The sequence below is a fragment of the Glycomyces sp. MUSA5-2 genome, from assembly GCF_037034145.1.
GTDB classification, from domain to species: Bacteria; Actinomycetota; Actinomycetes; order Mycobacteriales; family Micromonosporaceae; genus Glycomyces; species Glycomyces artemisiae.
The window spans coordinates 552,033-577,044 of the sequence record NZ_JBAGKG010000002.1 but is presented as its reverse complement, the minus strand read 5'-3'; the positions used below and the strand labels follow the sequence as shown (position 1 = coordinate 577,044).

Here is a 25,012-nt window from a genome sequence, read left to right as displayed (position 1 = left end):
CGCGACTGGCGGAAGCCGGGGACCGTGTCGCCGCCATGCGCCGGGCGGCGGCACGGACGGAGGTCAAGCGGTCTGGAGTCCGAAGCCGAACGCGAAGAGGGGGTCATAGTCTGGATCACCGACGTTGAGCGGCTCGTCATCGGTCCGGTGCGGCCAGCTCACGGGGAGGCGCCCGTCGTAGGGGGTCGCGCCGAAGATCGGGTCCGCCACTCCGGCGCCTTCGCTGCCGGGGAGCCAGGCGGCGACGAGGGCGTCGACGCCGTCGAGGTGCGGTTCGATCTCGATGGGGCGCCCTGAGACGACGATGACGACGCAGTCGACCGCGCCGCAGACGGTCGCGATGGCGGCGGCGTCCGCTTCGGAGACGGCCATGTCGTGGTCCCCTGCTCCTGCGTCGCCGACGCCTTCTGCGTAGGGGTCCTCGGCGACGACGACGATGCCGACGTCGGCGCCGTCGACGGGGGCGGATGCGTCCTCGCTGAAGGTGACCGCGGCGTCGGGGGCGACCTCTTGGATGCCTGCGAGGATCGTGGTGCCTTCGGTGGGCGGGTCGAGCGAGCCCTGCCAGGAGGCGGTCCAGCCGCCGGTCTGTCGGCCGATCGAGTCGGCGCCGGACCCGGCGACGTAGATCGACTCCTGCCCGGTGAGCGGGAGGAGGTCGCCGTCGTTGCGCAGGAGGGTCTGCGAGGCGGCCGCGGCTGCGCGGGCGACGTCGCGGTGCTCGTCGGAGCCGATGGCGGCGGCGCCGCTGGTGTCGGCGTAGGGGTGCTCGAAAAGGCCGAGGGCGAACTTCTGGGTGAGGATGCGGGAGACGGCGTCGTCGATGCGTTCGACGCTCACGCCGCCGGACTCGACTTCGGCGAGCAGCGCGGCGATGAAGGCTCTGTATTCGACGGGGACCATGACCATGTCGACGCCCGCGTTGATCGCGGTGCGGACCGCTTCGTTGTAGTCGGTGCTGAGTTGGTCGATCGCCTGCCAGTCGGAGACGACGAACCCGTCGAAGCCGAGTTCGCCTTTGAGGACCTCGGTGAGGAGGTACTCGTCGGCGTGGACTTTGACGGGGCCGCCGCCGAGGTCGGTGGAGGAGTACGAGGCCATGACCGAGCCGACCCCGGCGTCGACGGCGGCTTCGAAGGGCGCCAGGTGGATCGCGCGGAGCTCGTCCTCGGTGAGGGTGGTGACGCCCTGGTCGAGGAGGTAGTCGCCGGTGGTCGAGGAGCCGTAGGCGGTGCCGCCGTCGCCGACGTAGTGCTTGGCGGTGGCGAGGACGCTGGTGTTCGCGGCGAGGTCGTCGCCCTGGTAGCCGGTGACGACGGGCCCGGCGTACTCGTAGGCGAGACCGGGGTCTTCGCCGTAGGACTCGTAGGTGCGACCCCAGCGGCTGTCGCGGGCGACGCAGAGGCACGGGGCGAACGTCCAGTGGATCCCGGCGGCGCGGGTCTCGGCGGCGGTGATCGCGGCGGCGCGCCCGGCGAGGTCGGGGTCGTGGGCGGCGCCGAGGCCGATGTTGTGCGGGAAGACGACGGCGCCGGGGATCGCGGTGTTGCCGTGGACGGCGTCGATGCCGTACATGAGGGGGATGCCGAGGCGGGAGTCGAGCGCCTGGTCCTGGTGGCCGTCGATCATCGCGGCCCATTCCTCTGCGGTGTCGAAGAGGGCTTCGGAGCCTCCGTTGAGGAGGGAGCCGATGCCGTACTCGGCGACGTCGGCCGGATAGGGGTCGATCGCGCCGACGGTCACCTGGGTCATCTGCCCGACCTTCTCCTCGATCGTCATGCGGGAGAGGAGGTCGTTGACGCGCTCGTCGATCGGGAGGCCCGCGTCGAGGTAGTCGCCGTTCCCGTCGGCGGGCCCGTCGTCGGCGCCGGGGACGACGAGGAGCACCGTAACGACGGCGGCCGCGAGGGCGACGGCCAGCGCGGACCAGAGGATCGGGGGACGGCGGAGGAGGGTGGGCAGGCTCGCGCCCATGTGTCGGCTCCTAGAGGGGTGAGCGTACGGACAAGTCCCAACCGTGTTCCACAGTAACGGAAGAGCGCTCCCACGTCTATGGCCGGACCGTTTCGAGGACAGGTGCAGAGCCGGGCGACCCCGTTCGCCGGGCCCCCGGCACAAGGGTGCCCGAGGGGTACGACATGTTCGCCCGCGAGAGGCGCAGGGTGGGAGTTGTCGGGCGCGGACTACTCCTTGGTGGACCGGATTCTGGGCCCCCGGCACAAGGGTGCCTGGGGGGTGTGACAGCGGCGGGGGTTCGGGGTGTTGCTCTGGGTGAGGCGAGGCTGTTACGTTGGGGCTCCCAACTAACCCCTCGGGACCTGATGGGCCTGGTGGGCCCGGGGTTCCGGTGACCCTTGAGGAGCACCTGTGCGACGACGCACTTTTGCCGCTTCGCTCGGCGCGGCGGCGGTGGCCGCTGCGGCCGTACCCGGCACTGCCGCAGCGAAAGCGGGCGGGCGATGCGAGGACGGCTACGCCTGGCGCAATGCCGTCGTGAACGGCGGCGGCTACGTCCCCGGCATCGTCTTCAACGAGACCGAGGCCGGACTCATCTACGCGCGCACCGACATCGGCGGGCTGTACCGCTGGCAGGAGGGCGCGCAAACCTGGAAGCCGCTGCTCGACTGGGTCGGGTGGGACCTGTGGGGCTACACCGGGGTCGTCTCCGTGGCGACCGACCCGGTGGAGCCCAAGCGGGTCTATGCTGCCGTCGGGACCTACACGAACGACTGGGACCCCAACAGCGGCGCGGTGCTCTACTCGGACGACTACGGGGATTCGTGGGGCGTGGCCGAGCTGCCGTTCAAGCAGGGCGGGAACATGCCCGGCCGCGGGATGGGCGAGCGGCTGGCCGTCGACCCCTCCGACAACAAGGTCGTCTATCTCGGTGCGCCGAACGGAAACGGGCTGTGGCGGTCCGTCGACTTCGGACGCACGTGGGCGAAGGTCGAGGCGTTCCCGAACGCCGGGAACTTCGTGCAGGACCCCTCCAGCGACTACTCCGACGACAACCAGGGCGTCATCTGGATCGACTTCGACACCGCCGGGGACCGGATCTTCGTCGGCGTCGCCGACCCCGACGACCCGCTGTACGCCTCCGCGGACCGGGGCGCGACCTGGCAGGCCGTCGACGGCGCGGCCGCCGCGTTGGGCCGGGCCGACGGGAACCGGACCATCCCGAAGCAGGCCGCGGTCGACCACGAGAACGGGCACCTGTTCGTGGTGACCGGCTGGGACCCCGGGCCCTACAACGGCGCGCCGTCGGCGGGCCGCGGCGGGTCGGTGCAGCGCCTGTCGCTCGCGACGGGCGAGTGGACCGACGTGACGCCCGGGTACAACCCGATCGGCACGATCCCCGGCTTCGGCGGGCTCACCGTCGACCGGAGCACGCCGGGCACGCTCATGGTGGCGACCCAGAACAACTGGTGGCCCGACGAGATCCTCTACCGCTCAACGGACTCCGGTGCGACGTGGGAGACGAGCTGGGACTACGTGTGGGACGCGAACTGGTCGTGGCCGCCCGCGCGCGCCGACCGGTTCGACATGGACAGCACCGGGAGCGCCTGGCTGAGCTTCGGGAACAGCGACGACGGGCCCGCGTACGCGGTCAAGCACGGCTGGATGATCGACGCGCTCGCCATCGACCCGCACGACTCGGACCGGATCATGTGGGGCACCGGCGCCACGATCTGGGGCACCGAGTCGCTGACGCAGTGGGACGCGCAGGGCGCGCTCGTGGGCTGGGATTCCGAAGCGGGGCACCAGATCGCGCTGCCGGTCGAGCCGTTCACCGTGGCCGTGCGGGCCGAGGGCCTGGAGGAGACCGCGGTGCAGGACATCGCGGCGCTCGGCGGGACCCTCGTCTCCGCGACGGGCGACCTCGGCGGGTTCGTGCAGACGGACCTGGACGAGGCCGGGGTCCAGATCCGGCGTCCCAATTGGACGTCGGGGCGCAGCGTCGACTTCGCCGCCCTGAACCGCGACGTGGTGGTCGGGTCGGGCGATGTGGAGGGCGACGTCGACGGGCATGTCGGGGTCTCCGTCGACGGCGGCGCGACCTGGCTGACGACGGCCCGGCTCGACGGCGTCACGGGCGGCGGCAACGGCGGCACGGTCGCCGTCGGCGCCGACGGGGCGGTGATCGTCTGGTCCCCCGGGAACGGCACGACCGCGCCGGTGTTCAGCACCGACCTGGGCCAGACGTGGACGCCGGTCGAAGGGCTCCCGGCGGGGGCGCTCGTGCGGGCGGACAGGGTCGACGCGAACCGGTTCTACGCGTTCGCATCCGGGGCTTTCTACGCGTCCGTCAACGGCGGCCTGGCGTTCGCGGCCACCGGGGCCGCCGGGCTGCCCGCCAGCGGCCTGGTCGACTTCCGGGCCGTGCCCAGCAAGCGGGCGCAGCTGTGGCTCGCCGGCGGCGAGACCGGCAAGACGTACGGGATGTGGCGCAGCACCGACGGCGGGAAGCGCTGGACCCGCGTGCGGGACTTCGCCGAGGCCGACGCGGTCGGGTTCGGCAAGGCGCGCAACAGGCACGGGTACCCGACGATCTTCGCGTCGGCGAAGGCCGGAACCACCCGCGGCATCTGGCGCTCGACCGACGAGGGCCGCAACTGGGTCCGCGTCAACGACGACGCCCACCAGTGGGCCTGGACCGGGAAGGCCGTCACCGGCGACCCCGACGTCTACGGGCGCGTCTACATCGCCACCAACGGCCGCGGCCTGATCTACGGCGACATCGCGGACTAGAACCAGACGGATTCCTCTCCGCGCCTGACGATCCGCGTCAGGCGCGGAGGCCGTCGAGCACGATCTCCAGGTAGCGGGCCGTGGCGTCGCGGCTCGCCTCCGCGCTCAGCTCCGGCATGCGGCACGACACGAGACTGATGAAGTTGAGCAGGTCGGCACCGTCGATGTCGGTGCGCATCGCGCCCTCCTCCTGCGCGCGGCGCACGGTCCGCTCGAAGCGGTCGAGCCAGGTCATCGTCAAGTCGCGCAGATCGGCGTCGGCGTCGCGGTGCTCGGCGAGCCAGGGCCGCAAGGCGGAAGCGAGCGCGCCGAGTTCGGGCTCGCCGCAGAAGCGCACGAGCCGCACGAGCGCGTCCCACCCCGTGAGGCCGCCCGGATCGGACTCGGCGATGGCGATGCCGCGGCGGAACATGTCGGCCGCCAGTTCGCGGATCAGGCTGTGCCGGTCGGGGAAGCGCCGGTAGAGGGTCCCGACGCCGACGCCCGCGTGCTGGGCGATCTCCTCCATCGGCACGTCGGCGCCGCGCTCGCTGATGAGGGTCGCCGCGCCCGCGAGAAGGCGTTCGCGGTTGCGGCGGGCGTCGGCGCGCAGGGGCGGTGCTGGGTTCGCGGTCACCCGTCGATAGTACTGGACGATTCTCTTCCGCTTATGCTAGCTTCAGTAAACGGACGATATTCTTCCACTTGCATTGGAGACGGCAATGATCCTCGTGACCGGAGCAACGGGTTCCACCGGCAGGCACCTTGTCGCGCAACTGAAAGCGCAAGGAGCGCCGGTGCGGGCGCTCGTGCGGGACGCCGCCAAGGGCGAGGCCCTCGGCGTCGAGTACGCGGTCGGCGACTTCGACGACCCCGCGTCGCTCGCGGCGGCGATGGACGGCGTCGACCGGATGTTCTTGGCCTCCCCCGGGGCGCAGCTGGTGCTGGAGGACGGCGAGCAGCCGATGGTCCGCTGGGAGCGGAACGCGATCGACGCCGCGAAGGGCGCGGGCGTGCGGTACGTCGTCAAGCTGTCGGTGCTCAACGCGCGCATCGGCGGCCGGATGTCGGAGGGCGGGCACGGCGAGGCCGAGGCGCACCTGAAGGCTTCAGGTCTGGAGTGGACGATGCTCCGGCCCGGCGGGTTCATGCAGAACTTCCTCAGCCCCGCAACGGTCCTGTGGGACGAGCAGGGCGCGCTCATCGGCCCCGACGGTCCGGGCCGGATGGCGTTCATCGACTGCCACGACATCGCCGCGTGCGCCGCGGCCCTGTTCACCGACAAGCCTGAACCCGGTGGGACGCTGCAGATCACCGGACCCGAAGCGATCTCCTACGAGTGGATTGCGGCGCAGCTCAGCCGCGGCTGGGGCCGCCCGGTCGGGTTCCACCCGCATTCGGAGGAGGCCGTCGCGGCGCGGCTGCTGGGGTTCGGGCTCGCGCCGCAGCAGGCCGCCGAGCTGGCGTCGCTGTACGGTTCCATGGGCAGCGGAAGCTTCCAGGAGGTCACCGGCGAGGTCGAGCGGCTCACCGGGCGGCGACCTCGCACGTTCGCCGAGTTCATGGCCGCAAACCCTGAGGACTTCCCGGGCCTGCGGTAGTACAGTCCCCCGGTGACCTTCCAGACCCGCGCGCGGCGCGTACGCAACCCCGAGCTGCCCATGGGGCAGCGGTACACGGCGCTGCGTTGCGCGCTGGAGGACTACCGGCAGATGGGGTTCCATGCGTCGTGGGCGTTCCTCACTGGAGCGGATGGCAGGAGGAAGCTCGACGCCGAGTCCCTCGTGCGGGCCCTGGACCGCTTGGAGGCCAGCCGGAACGCACGGATGGTCGAGCAGGAGGCGTTCGCGGCCAGGCGAATGGAGGCGAAGCGAGCGGGTCGACGGCAGCCCGAGCCGGACGAGGTCCGGTACCGGCGCGGGCGGCGCTGGCCTGGACCGGATGCGCACGAGGCGACCCGGTTCGCCGTCGCGTACGAGTGGCGCCGGATCGGTGATGAGCCGCATGAGCGGTTCGCGGCGGTCCGCGACGGCCTTGAGCGGGTGGTGACCGCCTATCTCGGGGCAGGTCTGGACCGGGAAGGCCGCCTGCTGCTCGCGCGGGTGCGTGCCGAGCTCACCGAGGCCGAGCGGGAACTGCGCGATCAGTACCCGGCCTTCAGGTCGGGCTTCAAACTGCGGCGCATCGCAGAGACCATCGAACTCGACACGTTCCCACTGGTGCGGCGCGGCTGGGCCGGGGACGTCGACGCGGTGGCGCGGATCTTCTGGGCCGCGAGGAGCGGGATGCCGTACCTGCCGGCGTTGTACACGCGCGAGCAGACCGACTGGTGGGTCAGGGAGGTCATGGTCCCGCAGTCGGAGGTGCTGGTGGCCGAGCACCGCGGCGTGCCGGTCGGGTTCGCCGCACTTGACGGGGACCTGCTGGCGCACTTGTACATCGAGCCGGGCTCGCAGGGCCGCGGGATCGGGGAGGCGCTGCTGGAGCGGGCGAAGCGGCGGAGGCGGAGCCTGGACCTGCGGGTGTTCGCGGCGAACACAGGGGCGCGCGCGTTCTATGCGCGGCACGGGTTCTCGGAGGTCGGCGCCGACGACGGCTCGGGGAACGAGGAGGGCCTGCCGGACCTGCTGCTGCGGTGGCGGCGCTGAGCGGCCCCGTCACCGGGGCCGCCCAGCGTCGTCCCTAGTAGACGCTCGATCCGATCCAGTCGTCGTAGCCGTAGCCGACCGGGTCCGCGTAGTTCCTTGCGGCAGGGGCGATCGCGCTCGCGCTCGTCCCGCACGACGTCAGGACCAGCGGCGACCCGGCCGCGGTGCCGTCGAAGCCGACGCACAGGTTCGAGTGGCCCGCAGGGTGGATGCCGCCCGAGCCGAACACGAACTCCTGGTTGAGGCCGCCGTGGCAGTCCCACAGCACGAGCGGGGTGCCCGCCTGCATGCGGCCGCCCTCGACGTCGACGCACCGGTCGTGCGACAGCTCCACGTGCAGCGACCGCGCTTCGTCGTCGTACCAGAACCCCTGGTTGCGCCCGCCGTGGCAGGTCCAGGAGACCAGGTCGGTGCCGTTGCGCGAGTCGTAGCCCTCGGCGTCGACGCACAGGCCGGTCGCGGTGTTCTTCAGGTCCTGGAACTCGAAGAGGCCCTCGTAGAGCACGGCGTTGTTCGTGCTCCCCGGGTCGACGCACGTCGAGGTGTCCCAGTCGGGATGCTCGTAGAACTCCGTGATGCACTCCGCGAACGCGCCGTGCCCCAGGAAGTTCGGGTGCAGCGACTGCCGGAACGCGTTCTCGGAGGGCAGGACCCCGACCTCGACGTAGACGCCGCGAGCCCAAGGCTGCGCCTCGCACACCCCGTGGCCGTCGAACAGCCGCTGGGCATTCAGGTACCGCGCGCCCTTCGCCAGCGCCGCGTCGCGCACGCCGTCCTCGAAGAGCGGCACGGCCTTGTTGCGCGCGAAGGCCGCGTCGGCGAGGTAGAGCAGGCAGCCGCCGGAGTACCAGCCGGGGAAGTCGGGGTTGTCCTCGACGTCGGGGCCGCCGGGGCTCGGGTAGGACATGACGACCAGGTCGTAGTCGGTGCCGAGGTAGCCCGCGTCGGTCATGGTCTGGCGCACCGCGTCGATGGCGGTCTCCACGCCGTCCTGGGTGACCTCGACGCGGGCCTCCCAGTCCTCGGTGTGGTCGGGCCAGCAGGGGCCGAGGAACAGGATGCGGTTGGTGACGCACTCGGTGGCGGTGGGACCGAACTCGATGCCGCCTTCGTCGTTGGCGCCCACGACGATCCACACGAGTTTGACGTGGGTGTTGCGGGCCTTGATGGCGAGGTTGTCGCCTTGGTTGAGTTCGTCCCACTGGGTTGCGCCGGAGCCTTCGACAAGGTGCGGGGAGGCGCCGCCGGAGCAGGAGACGTTGTACTGGACGTCGCTCTCGATGCCGGTGCGGAAGAGCGCCTGGTCGTAGGAGCGGTCGCACCAGTTGCCTTCGCGGTGCGTGTTGGGGTCGTAGTTGCCGACGCCTTCGCCGGAGATCTCGCTGTCGCCCATGGAGACCAGGGAGGTCTGGCGGTCTTCGAGCGGGCGGATGTCGGAGTCGCCGTATAGGGTTTCGGCCTCGGCGGCGCGGATCGCTTCGAGGTTCGCGGGGAGGGGGACGATGTCGGGGCGTTCCTGCGCTTGGGCGGGAACGGCCGCGGCGGACATGGTGAGGGTGGTCAGCGCCGCAGCGAGGATCGCTGCGGCCCAACGTCTCCGGGGTGTGGACATGGCAGTCTCCGGTTCAGAGGCATGGCCGAAACATGGATGGCCGTCAATGGCCTGTAGCCAGGAGACTACCGTTACCCGGCAGTAATGTGAAGCTTGTCTGCGTTGTCAGTTTTGGACTGCGGATGCCATCCGCTCCACCGCCTCGGTGACGATCTCCGGCGAGGTCCCGTAGTTGAAGCGCACGTGGCCCTTGCCGCCGGTCCCGAACGGCAGCCCCGAGTTGAGCGCGACGCGGCCGCGCTCCAGGAACACCGCGGCCGGGTCGTCGCCCAGGTCCAGGGCCCGGCAGTCGAGCCACGCGAGGTACGTGCCCGGCTGCGGCCGGTACTTGACGGCAGGGAGGTGCTCGGCGAGGAGGTCGGCGAGCAGGCGCCGGTTCGCTTCGAGGCCGAGCAGGAGCGCGTCGAGCCACGGCCCGCCCTCGCGGAACGCGGCGGCGTGGGTGATCGAGCCGAGGTGGCTGATGCTGCTCGACATCTGCTCGGGCATCCGCGCGAGGTCCGCTTCGGCGGCGGTCCCGGCGACGGCGACGGCGCCGCGCAGCCCGGGGAGGTTCCAGCCCTTGGCGGCCGAGGTCAGCGCGAGGCCGGTCTCGCCGCCCGCGACGGTCAGGTACGGGGTGAAGCGGGTGCCGGGGGCGACGAGCGGCGCGTGGGCCTCGTCGGCCACGACGCGTACGCCGTAGTCGGCGGCGAGGCGCGCGACGCGTTCCAGTTCGGCTCTGGTGTGGACGGTCCCGGTGGGGTTGTGCGGGTGGCACAGCAGGTACGCGGCGCGTCCGCCGCGCCCGAGCGCGACCTCGAAGGCCGCGGCGAGGGCGGCGAAGTCGATGCGGTGGTCGGCGCCGAGGGGCGCTTCGATCACCTTGCGGTCGTTGAACACCGGGAAGGTGTGGAACGGCGGGTACACGGGGCTGTTGACGACGATCGCGTCGCCGGACCCGGTGACGGCCTTGAGCATCTCGACCACGCCGAGCATGATGTCGGGCACCGTCCGGATCAGGCCGGGGTCGAGGTCCCAGTCCCAGCGCTCGGCGGCGAAGGCCGCGACGGCGTCGGCGTAGCCGGTGCCGGACGGGTAGCCGGTGTCGCCCGCGGCGATCGTGTCGGTGACGGCCTTGGCGATGGGTTCGGCCAGGTGGACGTCGAGTTCGGCCACCCACAGGGGCAGCACGTCGGGGTCGTAGTGGCGCCATTTCTCGCTGGTGCGCTGGCGCAGCTGGTCGAGGGTGAGCTGCCGGAGCGGGTCGCCGGGCAGGTCGGTCGAGGCATCGGTGGTCGCGCTCATGCACAGACGGTATCGGAGTTCTGGCGTCGTGTCACCTTGTGCGGCAGGGATCTCCGCCGGTGGTCGGGGTCACGCCGCGGCCGCTTGTAGTTCGTACTACGAACTATTATGGTTCGTAGTACGAACTACTTTTTCGGAAGAGGCACGATCATGACGCAGCAAGGCAGGACCGTGGCGGTCGTCGGCGGCGGGTACGGCGGCGCGGCCGTCGCGAAGGCCCTCGACGAGCACGCCGACGTGGTGCTCATCGAACCCAAGGACGCCTTCGTCCACGCCGCGGGCGCGCTCCGCGCCCTCACCCGCCCCGAGGAGTGGGCCGAGCAGATCTTCTTCCCCTACAGCGGGGTCCTCAAGCGCGGCAGTCACATTCGCGAGTACGCGGCCGCCGTCGACGCCGGGGGCGTCACGCTCGCCTCGGGCGGGCGCGTCGAGGCCGACTACATCGTCCTCGCGACCGGCTCGGCCTACCCGTACCCCGCGAAGACCCGCACCGACTCGACCGCGGAGGCCCTGGCCCACTTCAAGGAGACCCACGCCGAGCTGGCCGGCGCCGAGCGGGTGCTCATCGCCGGGGCCGGGCCCGTGGGCCTGGAGCTGGCCGGGGAGATCCGGGACGTGTGGCCGGACAAGCGGATCACGATCGTCGACCCCGCCGCCGAGCTGGTCCCCGGGTACGCCGAGGAGTTCCGCGCCGAGCTGGTGCGCCAGCTCGCGGAGCTCAAGGTCGAGGTGCGCCTGGGCGCGGCCTTCGACGCCGAGCCGGACGTCGAGCCCGGCCGGGCCGGGGACGTGCGCGCGAGCATCGGCGGCGAGACCGTCGAGGCCGACATCTGGTTCCGCGCCTACGGGGCGAGCACCAACTCCGGGTACCTCGGCGAGGGCCTCGCGCCGCTCAACGGGCGCGGCCAGATCGCCGTCACCGCGAAGCTCAATGTGGATGGTCACGTGAACGTGTACGCCGTCGGCGACCTCACCGACGTGGCCGAGGAGAAGCGGGCCGGCGCCGCCTCGAAGCACGCGGAGGTGGTGGCCGCCAACATCATCGCGCAGGTCAACGGGGCGGAGCCGGTCGAGGAGTACCGGCCGAACCCGATCCGGGTGATCCTGCTGCCGCTCGGGCCCGAGTACGGCGTGGGCCAGGTCCCCTCGGAGGACGGGCCGGTCCTCATGCCGACCGAGCAGGTCGCGCAGTGGAAGGGCCGCGACCTGATGAACGGCCGCTTCGCCGACATGTTCGGCGCGTCCTGACCTACGGCATCGCCTCCGCCGCCTCCGGGCGGCGGGGGCTTCGCCGTGTCAGCACTCGGCGGACGGGCACGCGCCCTCGTCGGCGGCCGACGGGGCCCGGTTGCCGGTGACGACCCGCGCGAGCAGGCCCAGGAGGGTGTCGCGTTCGGCGTCGTCGAGTCCGGCCGTCAGTTCGGCGGTGCGCTTCAGGATCACCTCGTGCAGCTCCTCGGCGAGCTGGGCGCCCTTCGGGGTCAGCGTGACGAGGGAGGCGCGGCCGTCGCCGGGGACGGCCTCACGGCGCACCAGGTCGCGCCGCTCGCAGCGGTCGACGAGCCCGGTGATGCTCGACTTGGCGAGGCCGAGGGCCTTCGCGAGCTCGAACATGCCGAAGGGCCGCGGGAGGATGATGCACAGCAGCTGGGACTGCGCGGTGGTGAGGTCGAACTGGCGGGCCGCGTCGGCGTAGACGGCGTCGACGAGGAAGGACGTGCGCACCAGCGCGGCGCCGATCCCGGCCGGCTCGCCCGCGTAATCCTCCATCCTGCAAGCATACTGCGAGGCCACGGCCGGTGCCGGTGTGCTCGCCCACCCTACGCCGGGGCTCCGACGGTCTCCCGTTCCGGAATCCGGCGGCGGGCGAGGCGGTCGATGACCGCCAGGCCCGGCGCGGTGAAGCAGGTGGTGGCGACCGCGACGACGACGATCATCGCGTACGCGGCCTGGTCGACGAGGCCCGCGCGCAGGCCGATGTCGAGGGCGACGAGCTGCATGAGCCCGCGCGCGTTCATGTAGCAGCCGATCCGGGCCGCGTCGGCCCACGACTCCCCCGCCAGGCGGGCCGCGGTCGTGCACGCCCCGAGCTTCCCGGCGAACGCGAGCGCCACGAGCGCGGCGGCCCCGGCGAGGAGGCCCGGACCCGTGATGAGCCCCAGGTCGGTGTTCATGCCCGAGTGGACGAAGAACAGCGGCAGGAACAGGACCGTGGTCAGCGGCCTGATCCGCTCCGAGAGCGCCTCGGCGGCGGCCCCGCGCGGGACGGCCGCGCCGAGCGCGAACGCGCCGAACACGGCGTGGACGCCGATGAGCTCGGTGAACCAGGCCGCGGCGAGCAGCGCGAGCGCGGCGGCGACGAGGACGGCGTCGCGGCCCGGGTCGCGGGTGTCGAACCAGTGCCGGGCCCAGCGGCGCACTGCGAAGAGCACCGCGGCGAGGGCGGCGAGGCCGCCGAGCGCGATGAGCGCGGCCGCGTCGCCGCCGGTGCCGAACGCGGCGAGGACCGCCGCGAGGAGGATCCACGCGGCGGCGTCGTCGAGGGCGCCCGCGGTGAGCGACACCGAGCCGAAGCGGGTGGTCACGTGGCCGTGGTCGGCGATCATGCGGGCCATCACCGGGAACGCGGTGATCGACAGCAGCAGGCCGATGAACAGCGCCCCGATCCTGGGGTCGACGCCGCCGGGGAACAGATCGAGGCGCGGCCCGGACCAGAGCGCGAACGCGAAGCCGAGCGCGAGCGGGACGACCATCCCCGCGCCCGAGACCGCGAGGCCGACGCGGGCGGTGCTGCGCAGCCGCCCGATCGGGAATTCGAGTCCGACGGTGAACATGAAGAGCACCAGGCCGATCTGGCTGACCCCGTCGATGACGGCCAGGAGCCCCGGCCCGAACAGGGACGCGTGCGCGCCGGGCGCGAGCGCCCCGAACAGGCTGGGGCCCAGGATGATCCCGACGAGGATCTCCCCGATCACCGGCGGCTGCCCGATCCGCTTGCAGACCGCGTGCGCGGCCCGGCAGGCGAGGACGACGAGGAGGAGCGCCAGGAGCAGGACGGCGGTGGTGCTCAACGCTCAGCTCCCGTCTGCGGCCTTGGCGGGGCTGGTCTCGACGATGTCGACGACGTCGGCGATGGTCTCGGCGTCGTTCATGCGGGTGTCGTCGATCGAGACGCCGAACTCCCGCTGGAGCCCGAGCGCGGCCTCCAGGCGGCTGAGCGAGTCGAGGTCGAGGTCCTCCAGGCGGGTGTCGGCGGTGAGGTCGGCGGCGTCGGCCTGGCACCACTTGGCGACGACGGCGGCGACGCGTGCGGCGGTGGTCATGTTGCGCTCCTTGGGTGTTGTGCGGTTCCGGGCCAGCGCAGCAGCGCCGAGCCCCAGGTGAACCCGCCGCCGAAGGCGGTCAGGAGGACGGTGTGGCCGCCTTCGAGGCGGCCTTCGCGGCGGGCCCGGTCGAGGGCGAGCGGGATCGACGCGGCCCCGGTGTTGCCGGTGCGGTCGAGGTCGACGAGGAGCCGTTCGTGGTCGGCGCCGAGCTCGTCGGCGACAGCGCGGAGGATGCGGATGTTGGCCTGGTGGCCGCAGATTCGGTCCACTTCGGAGGATTTGAGTCCGGCGCGGTCGAGGGCGGCGCGGGAGGAGGCGGTCATGTGGGCGACGGCTTGGAGGAAGACCTCGCGGCCGTCCATCGCCATGTAGTACGTGGACGGGTCCGGTTGGGGGCGTTCCGTATCGGTGCCGAGGCGGGCTTTGGACGCGGAGCCGGGGGCGATGAGGCTCGCGGCGCCGGTGCCGTCGGCGCCGAGGTCGAGCGCGAGGAGCGCGCCGTCCTCGTCGGGCTCCCCCGCGCGCAGGAGCACGGCTCCGGCGCCGTCGCCGAAGAGCGGATGGACGGTGCGGTCGCCGGGGTCGGTGAGCGTGGAGGCGGTCTCTGCCCCGGCGACGAGGACGCGGCGGGCTCCGGTGGCGATGAGTCCGGCGGCGGTGGCGAGCGCGTAGACGAACCCGGAGCAGGCGGCGTTGACGTCGAAGGCCGGGCAGGCGAGGCCGAGCCTGGCGGCGGCGAGCGGCGCGGTGGCGGGGATCTGGTGGTCGGGCGTGTAGGTCGCGACCAGGAACGCGTCTACTTCGGATGGATCGGTGTCGGCGTCGGCGAGGGCGCCTCGGGCCGCTTCGGCGGCGAGGGCGGAGGTGGGGGTGGTCGCGTCGGCGAAGCGGCGGGCGCGGATGCCGGTGCGCCGCTCGATCCAGTCGGAGGTGACGCCGAGGCGCGCGGCGAGCTCGTCGTTGCCCACTTCCCGTTCGGGAAGCGCGCTGCCGAGACCGATGATGACGGCGGTCATCGGTCCTCCTCCGGGATCGGGAAGGTCGCGTACTGCCACGGGTAGTGCGGGAGGCGCACGAACGTGGCGGTGTCGTCGAAGACGGCGGTCCAGTCGACGTCCTCGCCGTCGCAGAACGCGGCGCCGACGCCTTCGGGCGCGGGGGCGTCGCCGTCGGCGATGGCGAGGAGCGCGGCGGCGAGCCCGGCGCGGGTCTCGGCGTGGACGGCGGCGCGGTGCGCGTGGTGGGTGGTGCGCACGGCGGCGCTGTAGCAGACGTCGCGGAGGGCGTGCGTGGTGCCGGAGATCCATGCGGCGCAGTCGCGGGCGCGGTCGAGGAGGGCCGGGCCGGTGGCCGCGGAGAGCACGAACGGGTAGGCGCGGCCGTCGTCGGGGGCGGCCTCGCGGCGCGGGGCCTCGCCGAGGATGAGGTGCGCGTTGGCGGCGGAGATCCCTTGGCCGCTGACGCCCGCGAGGAGCGGGCGGCCCCGGCCGTCGAGGTCCACTGTGGCGGTGGGGACGGCGACGGGCAGTGCGGCCCAGTCGATCTTGGGGTTCGGGGTCTCGTAGTGGAGGCTCGCGGGGAGGCGGCGGTGCTTGAGCGACAGCGCGGTCTTGATGACGGCGGCGACCCCGGCGGCGCCTTCGGTGTGGCCGATGTTGGTCTTGACGGAGCCGACGAGGACGGGCCGGTCGGCGGGGCGGTCCTTGCCGAGGACGTCGCCGATCGCGGCGAACTCGATGGGGTCGATGAGGGGCGTGCCGGTGCCGTGGGCCTCGATGAAGTCGACGTCGGCCGCGTCGATCCCGGCGTCCTCGTGGGCGAGGCGCAGCATCTCGGCGTGGGCGTCGATCGAGGGCGCGAGGAGCGACCCGGAGGCGCGGCCGTCGTTGCCGAGGTTGCCGCCGAGGACGAGCGCGTGGACGGGGTCGCCGTCGGCGAGGGCCTTGGCGAGGGGCTTGAGGACGACGGCGGCGGCGCCGTCGGAGGGCGCGAAGCCGTCGGCGCGGGCGTCGCCGAACTTGCAGCGGCCGTCGCGGGCGAACATGCGCGCCTGGGAGAGCAGGAGGTCCTCTTCGGCGTTGAGCTTGAGGTTGACGCCCGCGACGAGCGCGGCCTCGGTCTCCCCGGCGCGCAAGGAGAGGCACGCGAGGTGGAGGGCGGTGAGCGAGGAGGAGCAGGCGGTGTCGACGGTGATGCTGGGGCCGCGCAGGTCGAACTCGTACGCGAGGCGTCCTGAGAGGACGGACCGGAGGTTGTAGATCACCGACGGCGTGATCGCTTCGGGGCCGCGGCGGGCGATGACGTCCCAGAAGTCGAGGTTCATGTTGCCGACGTACACGCCCGTGCGGGTCCCGGCGACCGCCTCGCGGGTGAGCCCGGCGTCGGCGAACGCCTCGTAGGCGGCGGTGAGGAGGAGCCGCTGCTGCGGGTCCAGATAGGACGCTTGCGCGGGCGTCATGCCGAAGAACGGCGCGTCGAAGTCGAAGGCGCGCTCCAGGTATCCCGATCGCTTCGCGATCACCTTGCCAAGGGCGGGCTCGGGCGAGTACAGGGCCTCGGCGTCGTAGCGGTCCTTCGGGGTGGGCCCGGTGGCGTCGCCCCCGGCGAGCAGCAGCTCCCAGAGGGCGTCGGTGCCGTCGGCGCCGGGGAAGCGGCAGCCCATGCCGACGACGGCGATCGGTTCGCGGCGGTACTCCATGCGGCTCTCGATTCGGTGCGGAGGGAACGGGGTCGGCGGGGCCCGGCCGGGCCGGGCCCCTGGGCGGTCTACGCGTTCAGGTAGATGAGGACGCCCGCGACGGCGGTCAGGATGCCGAACAGCGGGGCCCCGGCAGCCTTGCCCGCCGGGTCCTTGACGCGCAGGTGCGTCAGGAGCGCGCCGATCGTGAGCGCGACGATCCCGGCCGCGGCGGCGACGCCGACCCACCAGAAGTCGGCCACGAGCGCGCCGATCGCGAGGCCGGCGCCGCCGAGGAATTCGAGGACGCCGATCGCCTTGTAGGCGTTGTGCGAGATGCCGAAGCGGTCGGCGTCGGCCTTGGCCGGGGGCAGCGTGAGGATCTTGACGACCCCCGACGCCGCGAAGGCGACCGCCAGCAGCAGGGCAAGGACGATGGTGGCGATGTTCATCAGTTCTCCGTGTTGTCGGTTGTTGCGTGCATTCGGGCACCAAGGGGGCCCTCGGAGTCCCCAGGGGACCCCGCTCCTTCCCAGGTCTTGAAACGCCGCAGGCCGTACAGGAGGGGGCGCGGCTCGCGGCGGGCGGTCACGCGGTCGACCGCGCCGAGGACGACGACGTGGTCGCCGACGGTGAAGGCGCGGTCGACGCGGCAGTCGGCCGTGGTGTGGGCGTCGGCGGTGAGGTGGGGCCCGCAGGGGCCGGGGCGCCACCTGACGTGCGCGAAGCGGTCCTCGGCGCCGGAGGCGAACAGCTCGGCGACGGGCCGGGCGCGGTCGTCGAGGAGGTTGACGGTGAAACTGCCGGAGGCGAGGACGGCCGCGGCGGTGGGCCCGTGCTCGCGCAGGCACACCAGGAGCGTGGGCGGCTCCAGCGCGACCGAGCACAGCGACGAGCAGGTCATGCCGATCGGCTCGCCCGCGGGGTCGGCGGCGGCGACGACCGCGACGCCGGTGGGGAACGCGGCCATGAGGGTCCGCAGGTCCCCGGAGGCGGCACAGGTGCCGTCGCAGGCGTGCGGGGCGGCGGGCGCGGCGCTCATCGCGGCCCCCCGGTGCCGTACGGCGAGTCGGCGTCGAGCTCTTCCACGGTGAACCCGGCGGTGGACGCGTAGTCGTCGGAGATGCGTTGCAGCTCTTCGGCGGTGAACACGTCCTCGATGCGGTCGAACCCCTCGGGGGCGCGCTGCCACGCGAGGTCGATGACCCGCTCGGGGCCCATGCGGCGGTTCGCCTCCTGGACGCCGCGGGTCGCGGGGAGCCGCTCGGACTCGTAGCGGCGCAACGCGGTCGGCACGTCAGGTGCATCGTGGAGGTGCCAGGCGATGGCGCGGCCGTCGATGATCGCCTGCGTGGCGCCGTTGGAGCCGACCGGGTACATCGGGTGGGCGGCGTCGCCGATGAGCGTCACGGGCCCGTCGTTCCAGGTCGGCAGGGGCGCGCGGTCGAGCATCGGGTACTCGTGGATCTGCGAGGCGGCGGCGACGAGCCCGGGGACGTCGGTCCACGGGACCTTCCAGTCGCCGAACTGGGCGAGGACCTCCCGCTTGCGGTCGGCGAGGCTTTGCGCAGCCGAGGGCCCGTCGGCGGGGCGGCCGGTGACCCAGTTGATCAGGGCGTTCCCGGTCTCGTCGGCGGGTCGGATCGGGTAGACGACGAACTTGGCCCGGTCGTCGCCGAGCACGGCCATCGAAGCGCCCGTGAGGAACGGCGCGGCGCGCGTGGTGCCGCGCCACATCCACATCCCGTTCGTGTCGGGCTCGCCGTCGTCGAGGTGCATGGCGGCGCGGACGGCCGAGTGCAGGCCGTCGGCGCCGATGAGGAGGTCCGCCTCGACGTCCCCCGATCCCGTGTGGACCGTGACCTGCCCGTCGTGGACGGTGTAGCCGGTGACGGGGCGGCCGGTCTCGACGGTGCCGTGGCCGAGCCGGGCGGCGACGGCGTCGGCGAGGTCCTGCTGGAGGAGGCCGCGGTGCAGCGAGTACTGCGGGAACCGGTGCCCAGCGAAGCGCCCGCGCGGCTCGGACCACACGAGATCGCCGCGGCGCGTGTAGAACGCGAGCTCCGCGGTGGTCACGGCGTGGCCCTCGACGGCCGGGGCGAGGCCGAGCGCGTGGAGTTCGCGCACGGCGCTGGGCAGGATGTTCAGCCCGACGCCGAGCGGCCGCAACTCGGTCGCGGCTTCGAAGACGCGCACGTCGCGGTGCCCGGCGGCGTGGAGCGCGAGCGCGGCGGTGAGCCCGCCGATGCCGCCTCCGGCGATGGCGATCCTCATGCGGCCCTCCCGGCGGGGACGAGGGACTTGGCGATGGCCGCGTTGTCGCGCGTCAAGTCCAGGATGGACTGGAGGAGGCCGATGGAGCCGCCGCCGGAGCCGAGCTCGTAGAGGCGCACCTCCTCCTTGTACGCCTTGCGGGCGATGCCGAGGTGGCGGCCGCGGAAGACCACGAGGCGGCGCATCACGCGGTGGAGGGCGGCGAGGTGCCGGGCCCAGGGCTCGGGGTCGGGGGCGGCGGCCTCGCGCAGGCGCCGCACGATCGAGGGCCGGTCGCGCCACTGGCCGACCAGGGCCCGCCAGGCGGGGAGGGTGTGCTCGGCCGACTCTTCGAGGAACGCCTCGTAGGCGGGGTCGTTGTCGTCGGAGGCCCACAGGGCGAGGTCGGCGAGGTAGAGCGGGACGTGCGCGGCGGCGGGGCCGAGCCAGTCGTGCCCGGCGACGGCGACCTCCTCGTAGTAGGGGCGCATCCGCTGCGCGAAGAACTCCGGGGAGACGCGGGCGACGACGTCGGCGATCGCGGTCTCGAAGGCGCCCAGGGCGTCGGAGAGGTCGTCGAGGAGCGGCACGAACGCGGGGTCGGCGAGGTCGGTGTCGGCGAGGTCGTTGCAGCGCTCCAAAGCCCGGCCGAGCTCGGGGATGGAGGCGCGCGGCCCTCCCATGAGGACGGTCTCCTGGGGGTCGCCGGTGTACATGCGCTGGCGCTCGCCGAGGGGGTTCCACTCGGTGTAGTGGTGGACGGTGTCGCGCGGGATCATGTCGGTGCGCCGGCCGAGTTCGACCAGGACGGCCTCCAGACCGGGGACGAGCGGCACGGGCTGGACGCCGTGGCGTTTGACGGAGCCGAGGAGGAGCCCCAGGTCGCGCATGGCGGCGAGGCATTCGCAGAAGTCGAACGCGGCGACCTCGGGGAGGCTGGGGGTGAGCCGCCGAAGGGCCGCGGTGAGGGCCGGGACGTCGGCGGCGGCGTTCATCTCGGGGACGGCGCGAAGGGGCGCGTCGGCGCCGAGCGGGTCGAGCCCGGCCGTGCGGGGCCCGTCGAAGCGGGGGTCGTCGAGGGTGGTGCCGTTGCGGTGCATGCGTTGTCGCCCTTCAGGAGTCGGGCCCGGCGGTGGGGGCCGCCGGGCCCGGCGGCGTGCTACTTCCCGTGCAGCTCGCGCAGGGACTCGTAAGCGGTGGGGAGGGTGCCGAGGAGCCGGTCGCGCTCTTCGGCGATCCCTGCGAAGACCTCGCGCGCGCCGGCGGCGTCGCCGGGGCGCAGCGCCTGCGCGGGGTAGACGTGGTCGGGGACGAGGTCGAGCCCGGAGAAGATGCAGTAGAAGCTGCCGTTGGTCCAGTAGTTGCGGAACTCGGCCTCGAAGTTCCCGTAGTAGGTGGACTCGTCGGCGACGGGCATGTTCACGGGCATCCCGGCCCGGTACATGTCGACCTTCTCCTGCATCCCGGCGTCGAGGACCAGGTGCTTGTTCTCCCGCCAGAAGGGAGTGTCGTTGCGGGGCGCGAACTTGAAGTGCGCCTGGATGAAGTCGCGGGAGTCGTCGAACATCGTCTCGATCTCGGCGTTGAAGCGCTTGGCGAGGACGGGGTCGAACCGCTTGTCGGGGAAGTGCTTCACGAGCTGGAAGATCGCCGCGTAGATGAAGTAGATGCCGGTGGATTCGAGGGGTTCGAGGAAGCAGGAGGCGAGGCCGACGGCGACGACGTTCTTGACCCAGGTGCGCCGGTTGCGGCCCACGCGGAACGAGATCTGGTTCAGGGCCGTGGAGTCGGGGTCGAGGCCCCACAGGCGGCAGAAGTCCGCGGAGGCGGTGTCGCGGTCGGTGAAGCGGCTGGAGAACACGTACCCGGAGCCGAAGCGCCCGAGCATGGGGATCTTCCAGGTCCAGCCGGACTTCATGGCGATCGCCGAGGTGTACGGCTCGATGCCGTTCGCCTCGTCGTCGTGGGGGACGGCCGCGGCGACCGCGCTGTCGCACAGGAGGTAGTCGCTCATGTCGAGGAACGGCTCGCGGAGGGTCTGGTTGATGAGCAGGCCGCGGAAGCCCGAGCAGTCGACGAACAGGTCGCCTTCGATGGTGCGGCCGGTCTCGGTCTTCAGGGCGGTGACGAAGCCGCGCTCGTCGCGCACGGCCTCGGTGAAGCGGTCCTGGATGTGGGTGACGCCGAGGGTCTTGACGGAGAAGCGGCACAGGAAGTCCGCGACGAGCTGCGCGTCGAAGTGCCACGCGTAGTTGGTCCAGCGGTTCCCCTCGCGGTCGCGCGGCGCGAGCTTCGCGTCCATCGCGGCCGGCTCGCGGTAGCACGCGTAGTCGAACTGGTCCTCGGTGCGCCCGGCCTGCCTGTCGGCGAACCAGTAGTGCGACAAGGGGAGGCGCTCGTGGTTCGGGAGGATGCCGAACGTGTGGTAGAAGTGGTCGGGCCTGCCCTCGTGGGTGCGCGAGGCGGCCTCGCCCTCGCCCTCGGTGCGCCAGTTGACGAACTTGACGGCCATCTTGTAGCTGGCGTTGCACTCCCGCATCCACTCGTCCTCCTCGATGCCGAGGAAGGAGAAGAACGCCTTGTGCAGGTTGGGGACCGTGGCCTCGCCGACGCCGATCCGCGGCACCGCGGGCGCCTCCAGGACGGTCACGTTCACCGTGCCCTGGAACGCCTTGGCGACATAGGAGGCGGTCATCCACCCGGCGGTGCCGCCGCCGAGGACGACCACGTTCCGGATGCGGTGGTCGGTGGGAGAGGTGTCCATCTGCTGGCTCCTGTCCGACGCATCGCGCCGCGAATGCGTCCTGGTGTTCGAAACGGGTTCCGGCAAGAACGCTACGGAGCGTCACGGTTGTCGACTACTTCCGCGGTTGTTGCGCGACAAAGCAACCCGTGCGGGGGACGGCCGCCGCGTGTTCGCACCGCGAACATTGCCTCCCCTCGATACGATGAGACTTGTTCACCCGGATGACCCGACCGGCACGGTTCCGAGGCGAAGAGCGAGGCCATGGGAAGACCTGAGCAACCGATCGACCCCGGGCGGGGTCCCCTGGAGCAGTTCGCACAGCGGCTGCGCGAGCTCCGCGCCGCCGCACCGGGCAGTACCTACCGGGCCATGGCCGCCCGTGCGCACTACTCCGCGTCGACCCTCGCGCGGGCCGCGTCGGGCCGCGAGATGCCGTCGCTGGAAGTCGTGCAGGCGTACGCGTCCGCGTGCGGCGCCGACCCCGAGGCTTGGACGCGGCGGTGGCACCGGCTCCAGCGCGACGTCGCGGGCGCGCCCGCCCGCAGCGCCCCGCGGGCCGCACCCCTGCCGTACCAGCTCCCCGCCGACCTCCCCGACTTCGCCGGGCGCGAAGCGGAGACCGCGATGCTCCTGGACACCGTCCTCGACGCGCTCGACGAGCCGGACCGCCGCTCCCCCATCGTCATCGGCATCACCGGCGGCCCCGGGCTCGGCAAGACCACGTTCGCCGTCCACCTCGCGCAGCGGCTCGCGCCCGAGTTCCCCGACGGGCAGCTGTTCATCAACATGCGCGGCTTCGACGAGCGGCGCCTCGCCCCCGAGACGGTGCTGCGCCAGTGCGTGCGGACCCTCGGGCACCCCGACGAGCGCGTGCCCGCCGACTTCGACGAGCTCGCCAGCGCCTACCGGTCGCTGCTGCGGCACCGCCGGTGCCTGCTCGTGTTCGACAACGCCCGCGGCGAAGCGGACTTGCGGCCGCTTCTGCCGGGCACGCCCGGGTGCGTCGTCATCGCCACGAGCCGCGGCAGCCTCGTCGGTCTCGAAGGGGCGCAGACGCTCCGGCTGGAGCCGTTCAGCGCCGCGGAGTCGCTGGAGCTGCTCGCGCGCACCGCCGGGGCCGTGCGGGTCGCGGCCGAGCCGGTGGCCGCCGCGGAGCTCGCCGAGCAGTGCGGGAACCTGCCGCTGGCGCTGCGGATCGCGGGCGCCCGGCTCGCGTCGCGTCCTCAGTGGAAGGTGGGGACGCTGACGGAGCGGTTCCGCGACGAGCGGCGGCGCCTCTCGGAGCTCGAAGCCGGGGACCTCCAGCTCATGGAGGCGTTCTCCATGTCCTACAGGGCTCTTGAAGCGGGCGAGCGGCTCGTGTTCCGGCGCTTGGGAGCGCTGTTCCCCGGCCTGGACTTCGGGCCGCTGGTGGCCGCGCGGCTCGCCGGTATTCCGGAGGCCGACGCCGAGGACCGCCTGGAGACCCTCGTGGACGCCAACCTGGTCGAGTCCCCCGGGCCGGGCCGGTACCAGATGCACGACCTGCTGCGGCTGTACGCGGCCACGAGGTGGATCGCCGAAGACGAGCCCGACGACGCCGCGCGGCGCCTCCTCGCGTGGTACACCGGGACCGCGGCGGCCGCGACGCGGCTGCTCATGCCCGACTGGTTCGGCCTCGACGTCCCGGCCCTCCCGGACGCGTCGGTGACGACCGCGCGGGACGCGCTCCACTGGTACGAGCGGGAGCGACACAACATCAACGCGCTCGTGCGGTTCGCGGCCGACGCGGGCGAGCACGACTACGCGTGGCGCCTCGCGTATGCGGCGGGCGGGCACTGCGTCCTCATGCGGCACTGGCAGTCCTATGCGTCGTCGGGCGAGACGGCGCTCGCCTCGGCGAAGCGGACGGGCGACGCGGCGGTGGCGGCGGCGCTCGCGGTGAACCTCGCGGAGGCGTACACGGAGCTGCGGCGGCCCGACGAGGCCGTTGCGCTGCTGGAGGACGCGGTCGCGCACTACGAGGACGTGCGGGACGCGGCCGGGCTCGTGCAGGCGCTGTGCGGGCTCAGCCACGCGTGCGTGCGGCGCGGGCGCGTCGACGAGGCCCTGGAGCACGCGCGGCGCGCGTACGACAACGCCGAGCGGGCCGGGACGCCGTGGGGCGAGGGGTCGAGCCTGTGCGCGATCGGGCGGGCCTACGCGGGCGAGGGCCGGTTCGAGATGGCGCTCAAGATGTTCCGGGCCGCGCTCGACCGCTCGGAGGTGATCGGGAACCGGTGGGCGCAGATGCGGTCGTTCCAGGTGATCGCCGAGACGTGCCTGGAGATGGGCGACCACCGGCGGGCCGCGGACGCGTACGGGAGCGCGCTGGCGCTCGCGGGCGAGATCGGCGACCAGCTCAGCGAGGGCCGGTTCCGGTACCGGCTGGGGAACCTGCGGTTCGACCTGGGCGACTTCGCGGGGGCGCGGGAGGAGTGGCGCACCGCGGAGCCGGTGCTCGCGGCGCTCGGGGACCCGCTCGCGACGGCGGTGCGGCGGCGGCTCGCGGAGGGCGCGGCGCGGGTGCCGCGGCCGGTCGGGCGGCATCCGCGGCGGCTCCCGGCCTGACGGCGCGCGCCGGGTTCGGGGCGACCGGATCGTCAACGACCCCTTGGGGAGCGTCCCACGGGACCGGCGGTGCGATGGCGTAGGCTGGAGCCACGTCCCGCACCGGCGGCGGGACCGTCCGGGGCCGGGTGTCGACCGGCCTCACCGGATGCATCGCGCCCAGCCCGCCGTGACGCCCCCGGATCCCCCTGTGAACTGCCCATTCATCGCCGATTGGATTGCCGTGAACGAAGCAGCCCCCGAATGGCCTCCCCCAGGGATCGACCCGGACGTGCCCTCGACCGCCAGGGTCTACGACGCGATCCTGGGCGGCAGGGACAACTTCAAGGCCGACCGCGAGGCCGCCGACGTCTTCATGCAGCACATCCCCCAGGCCCGCGAGTGCGCCCTGCTCAACCGGGCGGCGCTCATCCGCGGCGTGCAGTACATGGTGCGCTCGGCCGGGATCGACCAGCTCCTCGACATCGGCTGCGGCCTGCCCACGAAGCAGAACACCCACGAGGCGGCGCAGGAGATCAACCCCGAGACGCGCGTGGTCTACGTGGACAACGACCCGATGGTCCTCTCGCACGGCCGGGCGCTGCTCGCCGACGACCGGACCACGACCGTGGTCACCGCGGACCTCCGCGACCCGGCGGGCATCCTCGCCAATCCCGAAGTGCGCGAGGCGATCGACTTCGGTCGGCCCGTGGGGCTCATGCTCATCGGCATGATCATGCAGATCGCCGAGGACGAACGGCCCGACGACATCATCGCGGCGCTGATGGAGCCGCTCGCTTCGGGTTCGCACCTGTTCATCACGTCCTGGCCCGACACGGGGGACCCGGCGCAGCACGCACTGTCGCGCGCGTGCCTGGAGACCCTCGGGAACGGCTGGTGCCGCCCGGTCGAGCGGATCGAGCGGCACTTCCTCGGGATGCCGCTGGTCGCGCCGGGCCTGGAGTTCGTGCCGCGGTGGTTCCCGGAGGACCCCGGGCGCGCCGTCCCCGAGGTCGCGGACATGGAGCCGTACGAGCGGACCCAGATGGCCGGCATCGCCGTCAAGCCCTGAAACGTCCCTGAAACCCTTGGGCGCGATCCGAACCGGTGCTTGACCTGGGTCACGCAGCCACCTTCGTCCGGGTCCTCACCTGCCGCGTAGGCTCG

The 25,012-nt window shown here is 72.6% G+C and carries 20 protein-coding genes; 6 read left to right on the top strand and 14 right to left on the bottom strand.

The window, feature by feature from the left end:
- Positions 1-63 precede the first annotated feature (63 nt).
- Positions 64-1,974, bottom strand: coding sequence for a glycoside hydrolase family 3 protein (locus WA640_RS08330; RefSeq protein ID WP_335987164.1), 1,911 nt, complete (start codon positions 1,972-1,974; stop codon positions 64-66).
- Between the two features lie 393 nt (positions 1,975-2,367).
- Here WA640_RS08330 and WA640_RS08325 point away from each other — a divergent pair, with 393 nt between their 5' ends.
- A complete protein-coding gene (locus tag WA640_RS08325) occupies positions 2,368-4,749 on the top strand; it encodes a xyloglucanase (RefSeq protein ID WP_335987162.1) in 2,382 nt (793 codons plus the stop codon).
- Positions 4,750-4,786: 37 nt separating this feature from the next.
- On the opposite strand, the gene WA640_RS08320 is transcribed toward WA640_RS08325, so the two are convergent.
- Positions 4,787-5,365, bottom strand: coding sequence for a TetR/AcrR family transcriptional regulator (locus WA640_RS08320; RefSeq protein WP_335987161.1), 579 nt, complete (start codon positions 5,363-5,365; stop codon positions 4,787-4,789).
- Positions 5,366-5,450: 85 nt separating this feature from the next.
- On the opposite strand from WA640_RS08320, the gene WA640_RS08315 reads away from it, so the two are divergent.
- Both WA640_RS08315 and WA640_RS08310 read left to right on the top strand, forming a co-directional pair.
- Positions 5,451-6,329: an SDR family oxidoreductase gene (locus WA640_RS08315; RefSeq protein WP_335987159.1), complete on the top strand. Its 879-nt coding sequence runs from the start codon at positions 5,451-5,453 to the stop codon at positions 6,327-6,329.
- A 12-nt stretch (positions 6,330-6,341) separates the two neighbouring features.
- Positions 6,342-7,376: a GNAT family N-acetyltransferase gene (locus WA640_RS08310; protein WP_335987157.1), complete on the top strand. Its 1,035-nt coding sequence runs from the start codon at positions 6,342-6,344 to the stop codon at positions 7,374-7,376.
- A gap of 34 nt (positions 7,377-7,410) precedes the next feature.
- Here WA640_RS08310 and WA640_RS08305 read toward each other — a convergent pair whose 3' ends face one another.
- Together WA640_RS08305 and WA640_RS08300 are read right to left on the bottom strand one after the other, a co-directional pair.
- Positions 7,411-8,988: a ricin-type beta-trefoil lectin domain protein gene (locus tag WA640_RS08305; RefSeq protein WP_335987156.1), complete on the bottom strand. Its 1,578-nt coding sequence runs from the start codon at positions 8,986-8,988 to the stop codon at positions 7,411-7,413.
- A 105-nt stretch (positions 8,989-9,093) separates the two neighbouring features.
- Positions 9,094-10,275, bottom strand: a complete 1,182-nt coding sequence (locus tag WA640_RS08300) for a MalY/PatB family protein (RefSeq protein ID WP_335987154.1) — start codon at positions 10,273-10,275, stop codon at positions 9,094-9,096.
- 150 nt (positions 10,276-10,425) lie between these two features.
- Here WA640_RS08300 and WA640_RS08295 point away from each other — a divergent pair, with 150 nt between their 5' ends.
- Positions 10,426-11,523, top strand: a complete 1,098-nt coding sequence (locus WA640_RS08295) for an NAD(P)/FAD-dependent oxidoreductase (RefSeq protein WP_335987152.1) — start codon at positions 10,426-10,428, stop codon at positions 11,521-11,523.
- 48 nt (positions 11,524-11,571) lie between these two features.
- Here the strand turns inward: WA640_RS08295 and WA640_RS08290 are convergent, their stop codons facing one another.
- The 10 genes from WA640_RS08290 to WA640_RS08245 all read right to left on the bottom strand — a co-directional run bounded on the left by WA640_RS08290 (position 11,572) and on the right by WA640_RS08245 (position 21,295).
- Positions 11,572-12,045: a MarR family winged helix-turn-helix transcriptional regulator gene (locus WA640_RS08290; protein WP_335987151.1), complete on the bottom strand. Its 474-nt coding sequence runs from the start codon at positions 12,043-12,045 to the stop codon at positions 11,572-11,574.
- Between the two features lie 50 nt (positions 12,046-12,095).
- Complete coding sequence (locus tag WA640_RS08285) at positions 12,096-13,346, bottom strand: cation:proton antiporter (RefSeq protein ID WP_335987149.1); 1,251 nt, start codon at positions 13,344-13,346, stop codon at positions 12,096-12,098.
- 3 nt (positions 13,347-13,349) lie between these two features.
- Positions 13,350-13,598, bottom strand: a complete 249-nt coding sequence (locus WA640_RS08280; RefSeq protein WP_106366833.1) for an acyl carrier protein — start codon at positions 13,596-13,598, stop codon at positions 13,350-13,352.
- Positions 13,595-14,617, bottom strand: a complete 1,023-nt coding sequence (locus WA640_RS08275) for a beta-ketoacyl-ACP synthase III (RefSeq protein WP_335987147.1) — start codon at positions 14,615-14,617, stop codon at positions 13,595-13,597. The genes WA640_RS08280 and WA640_RS08275 overlap by 4 nt, the downstream gene beginning before the upstream one ends.
- Positions 14,614-16,299 carry a polyketide synthase gene (locus WA640_RS08270; protein ID WP_335987145.1) on the bottom strand — a complete coding sequence of 562 codons (1,686 nt, stop codon included), beginning with the start codon at positions 16,297-16,299 and terminating at the stop codon, positions 14,614-14,616. Before WA640_RS08270 ends, WA640_RS08275 begins: the two co-directional genes overlap by 4 nt.
- Positions 16,300-16,367: 68 nt before the next feature.
- Positions 16,368-16,730: a DoxX family protein gene (locus WA640_RS08265; RefSeq protein WP_335987143.1), complete on the bottom strand. Its 363-nt coding sequence runs from the start codon at positions 16,728-16,730 to the stop codon at positions 16,368-16,370.
- Positions 16,730-17,320 (bottom strand): flavin reductase family protein, encoded by a 591-nt coding sequence (locus tag WA640_RS08260; RefSeq protein ID WP_335987141.1) that lies wholly within the window; start codon positions 17,318-17,320, stop codon positions 16,730-16,732. The genes WA640_RS08265 and WA640_RS08260 overlap by 1 nt, the downstream gene beginning before the upstream one ends.
- Positions 17,317-18,552 (bottom strand): FAD-dependent monooxygenase, encoded by a 1,236-nt coding sequence (locus WA640_RS08255; protein WP_335987139.1) that lies wholly within the window; start codon positions 18,550-18,552, stop codon positions 17,317-17,319. Before WA640_RS08255 ends, WA640_RS08260 begins: the two co-directional genes overlap by 4 nt.
- Positions 18,549-19,631, bottom strand: a complete 1,083-nt coding sequence (locus WA640_RS08250) for a monodechloroaminopyrrolnitrin synthase PrnB family protein (protein ID WP_335987138.1) — start codon at positions 19,629-19,631, stop codon at positions 18,549-18,551. The genes WA640_RS08255 and WA640_RS08250 overlap by 4 nt, the downstream gene beginning before the upstream one ends.
- Positions 19,632-19,690: 59 nt before the next feature.
- Positions 19,691-21,295 carry a tryptophan halogenase family protein gene (locus tag WA640_RS08245; RefSeq protein WP_335987137.1) on the bottom strand — a complete coding sequence of 535 codons (1,605 nt, stop codon included), beginning with the start codon at positions 21,293-21,295 and terminating at the stop codon, positions 19,691-19,693.
- Positions 21,296-21,538: 243 nt separating this feature from the next.
- On the opposite strand from WA640_RS08245, the gene WA640_RS08240 reads away from it, so the two are divergent.
- Together WA640_RS08240 and WA640_RS08235 are read left to right on the top strand one after the other, a co-directional pair.
- Entirely contained in the window at positions 21,539-23,866 is a 2,328-nt protein-coding gene (locus WA640_RS08240; RefSeq protein WP_335987136.1) for an ATP-binding protein, read from the top strand.
- 223 nt (positions 23,867-24,089) lie between these two features.
- A complete protein-coding gene (locus WA640_RS08235) occupies positions 24,090-24,917 on the top strand; it encodes an SAM-dependent methyltransferase (protein WP_335987135.1) in 828 nt (275 codons plus the stop codon).
- The last annotated feature ends 95 nt before the right edge of the window (positions 24,918-25,012 follow it).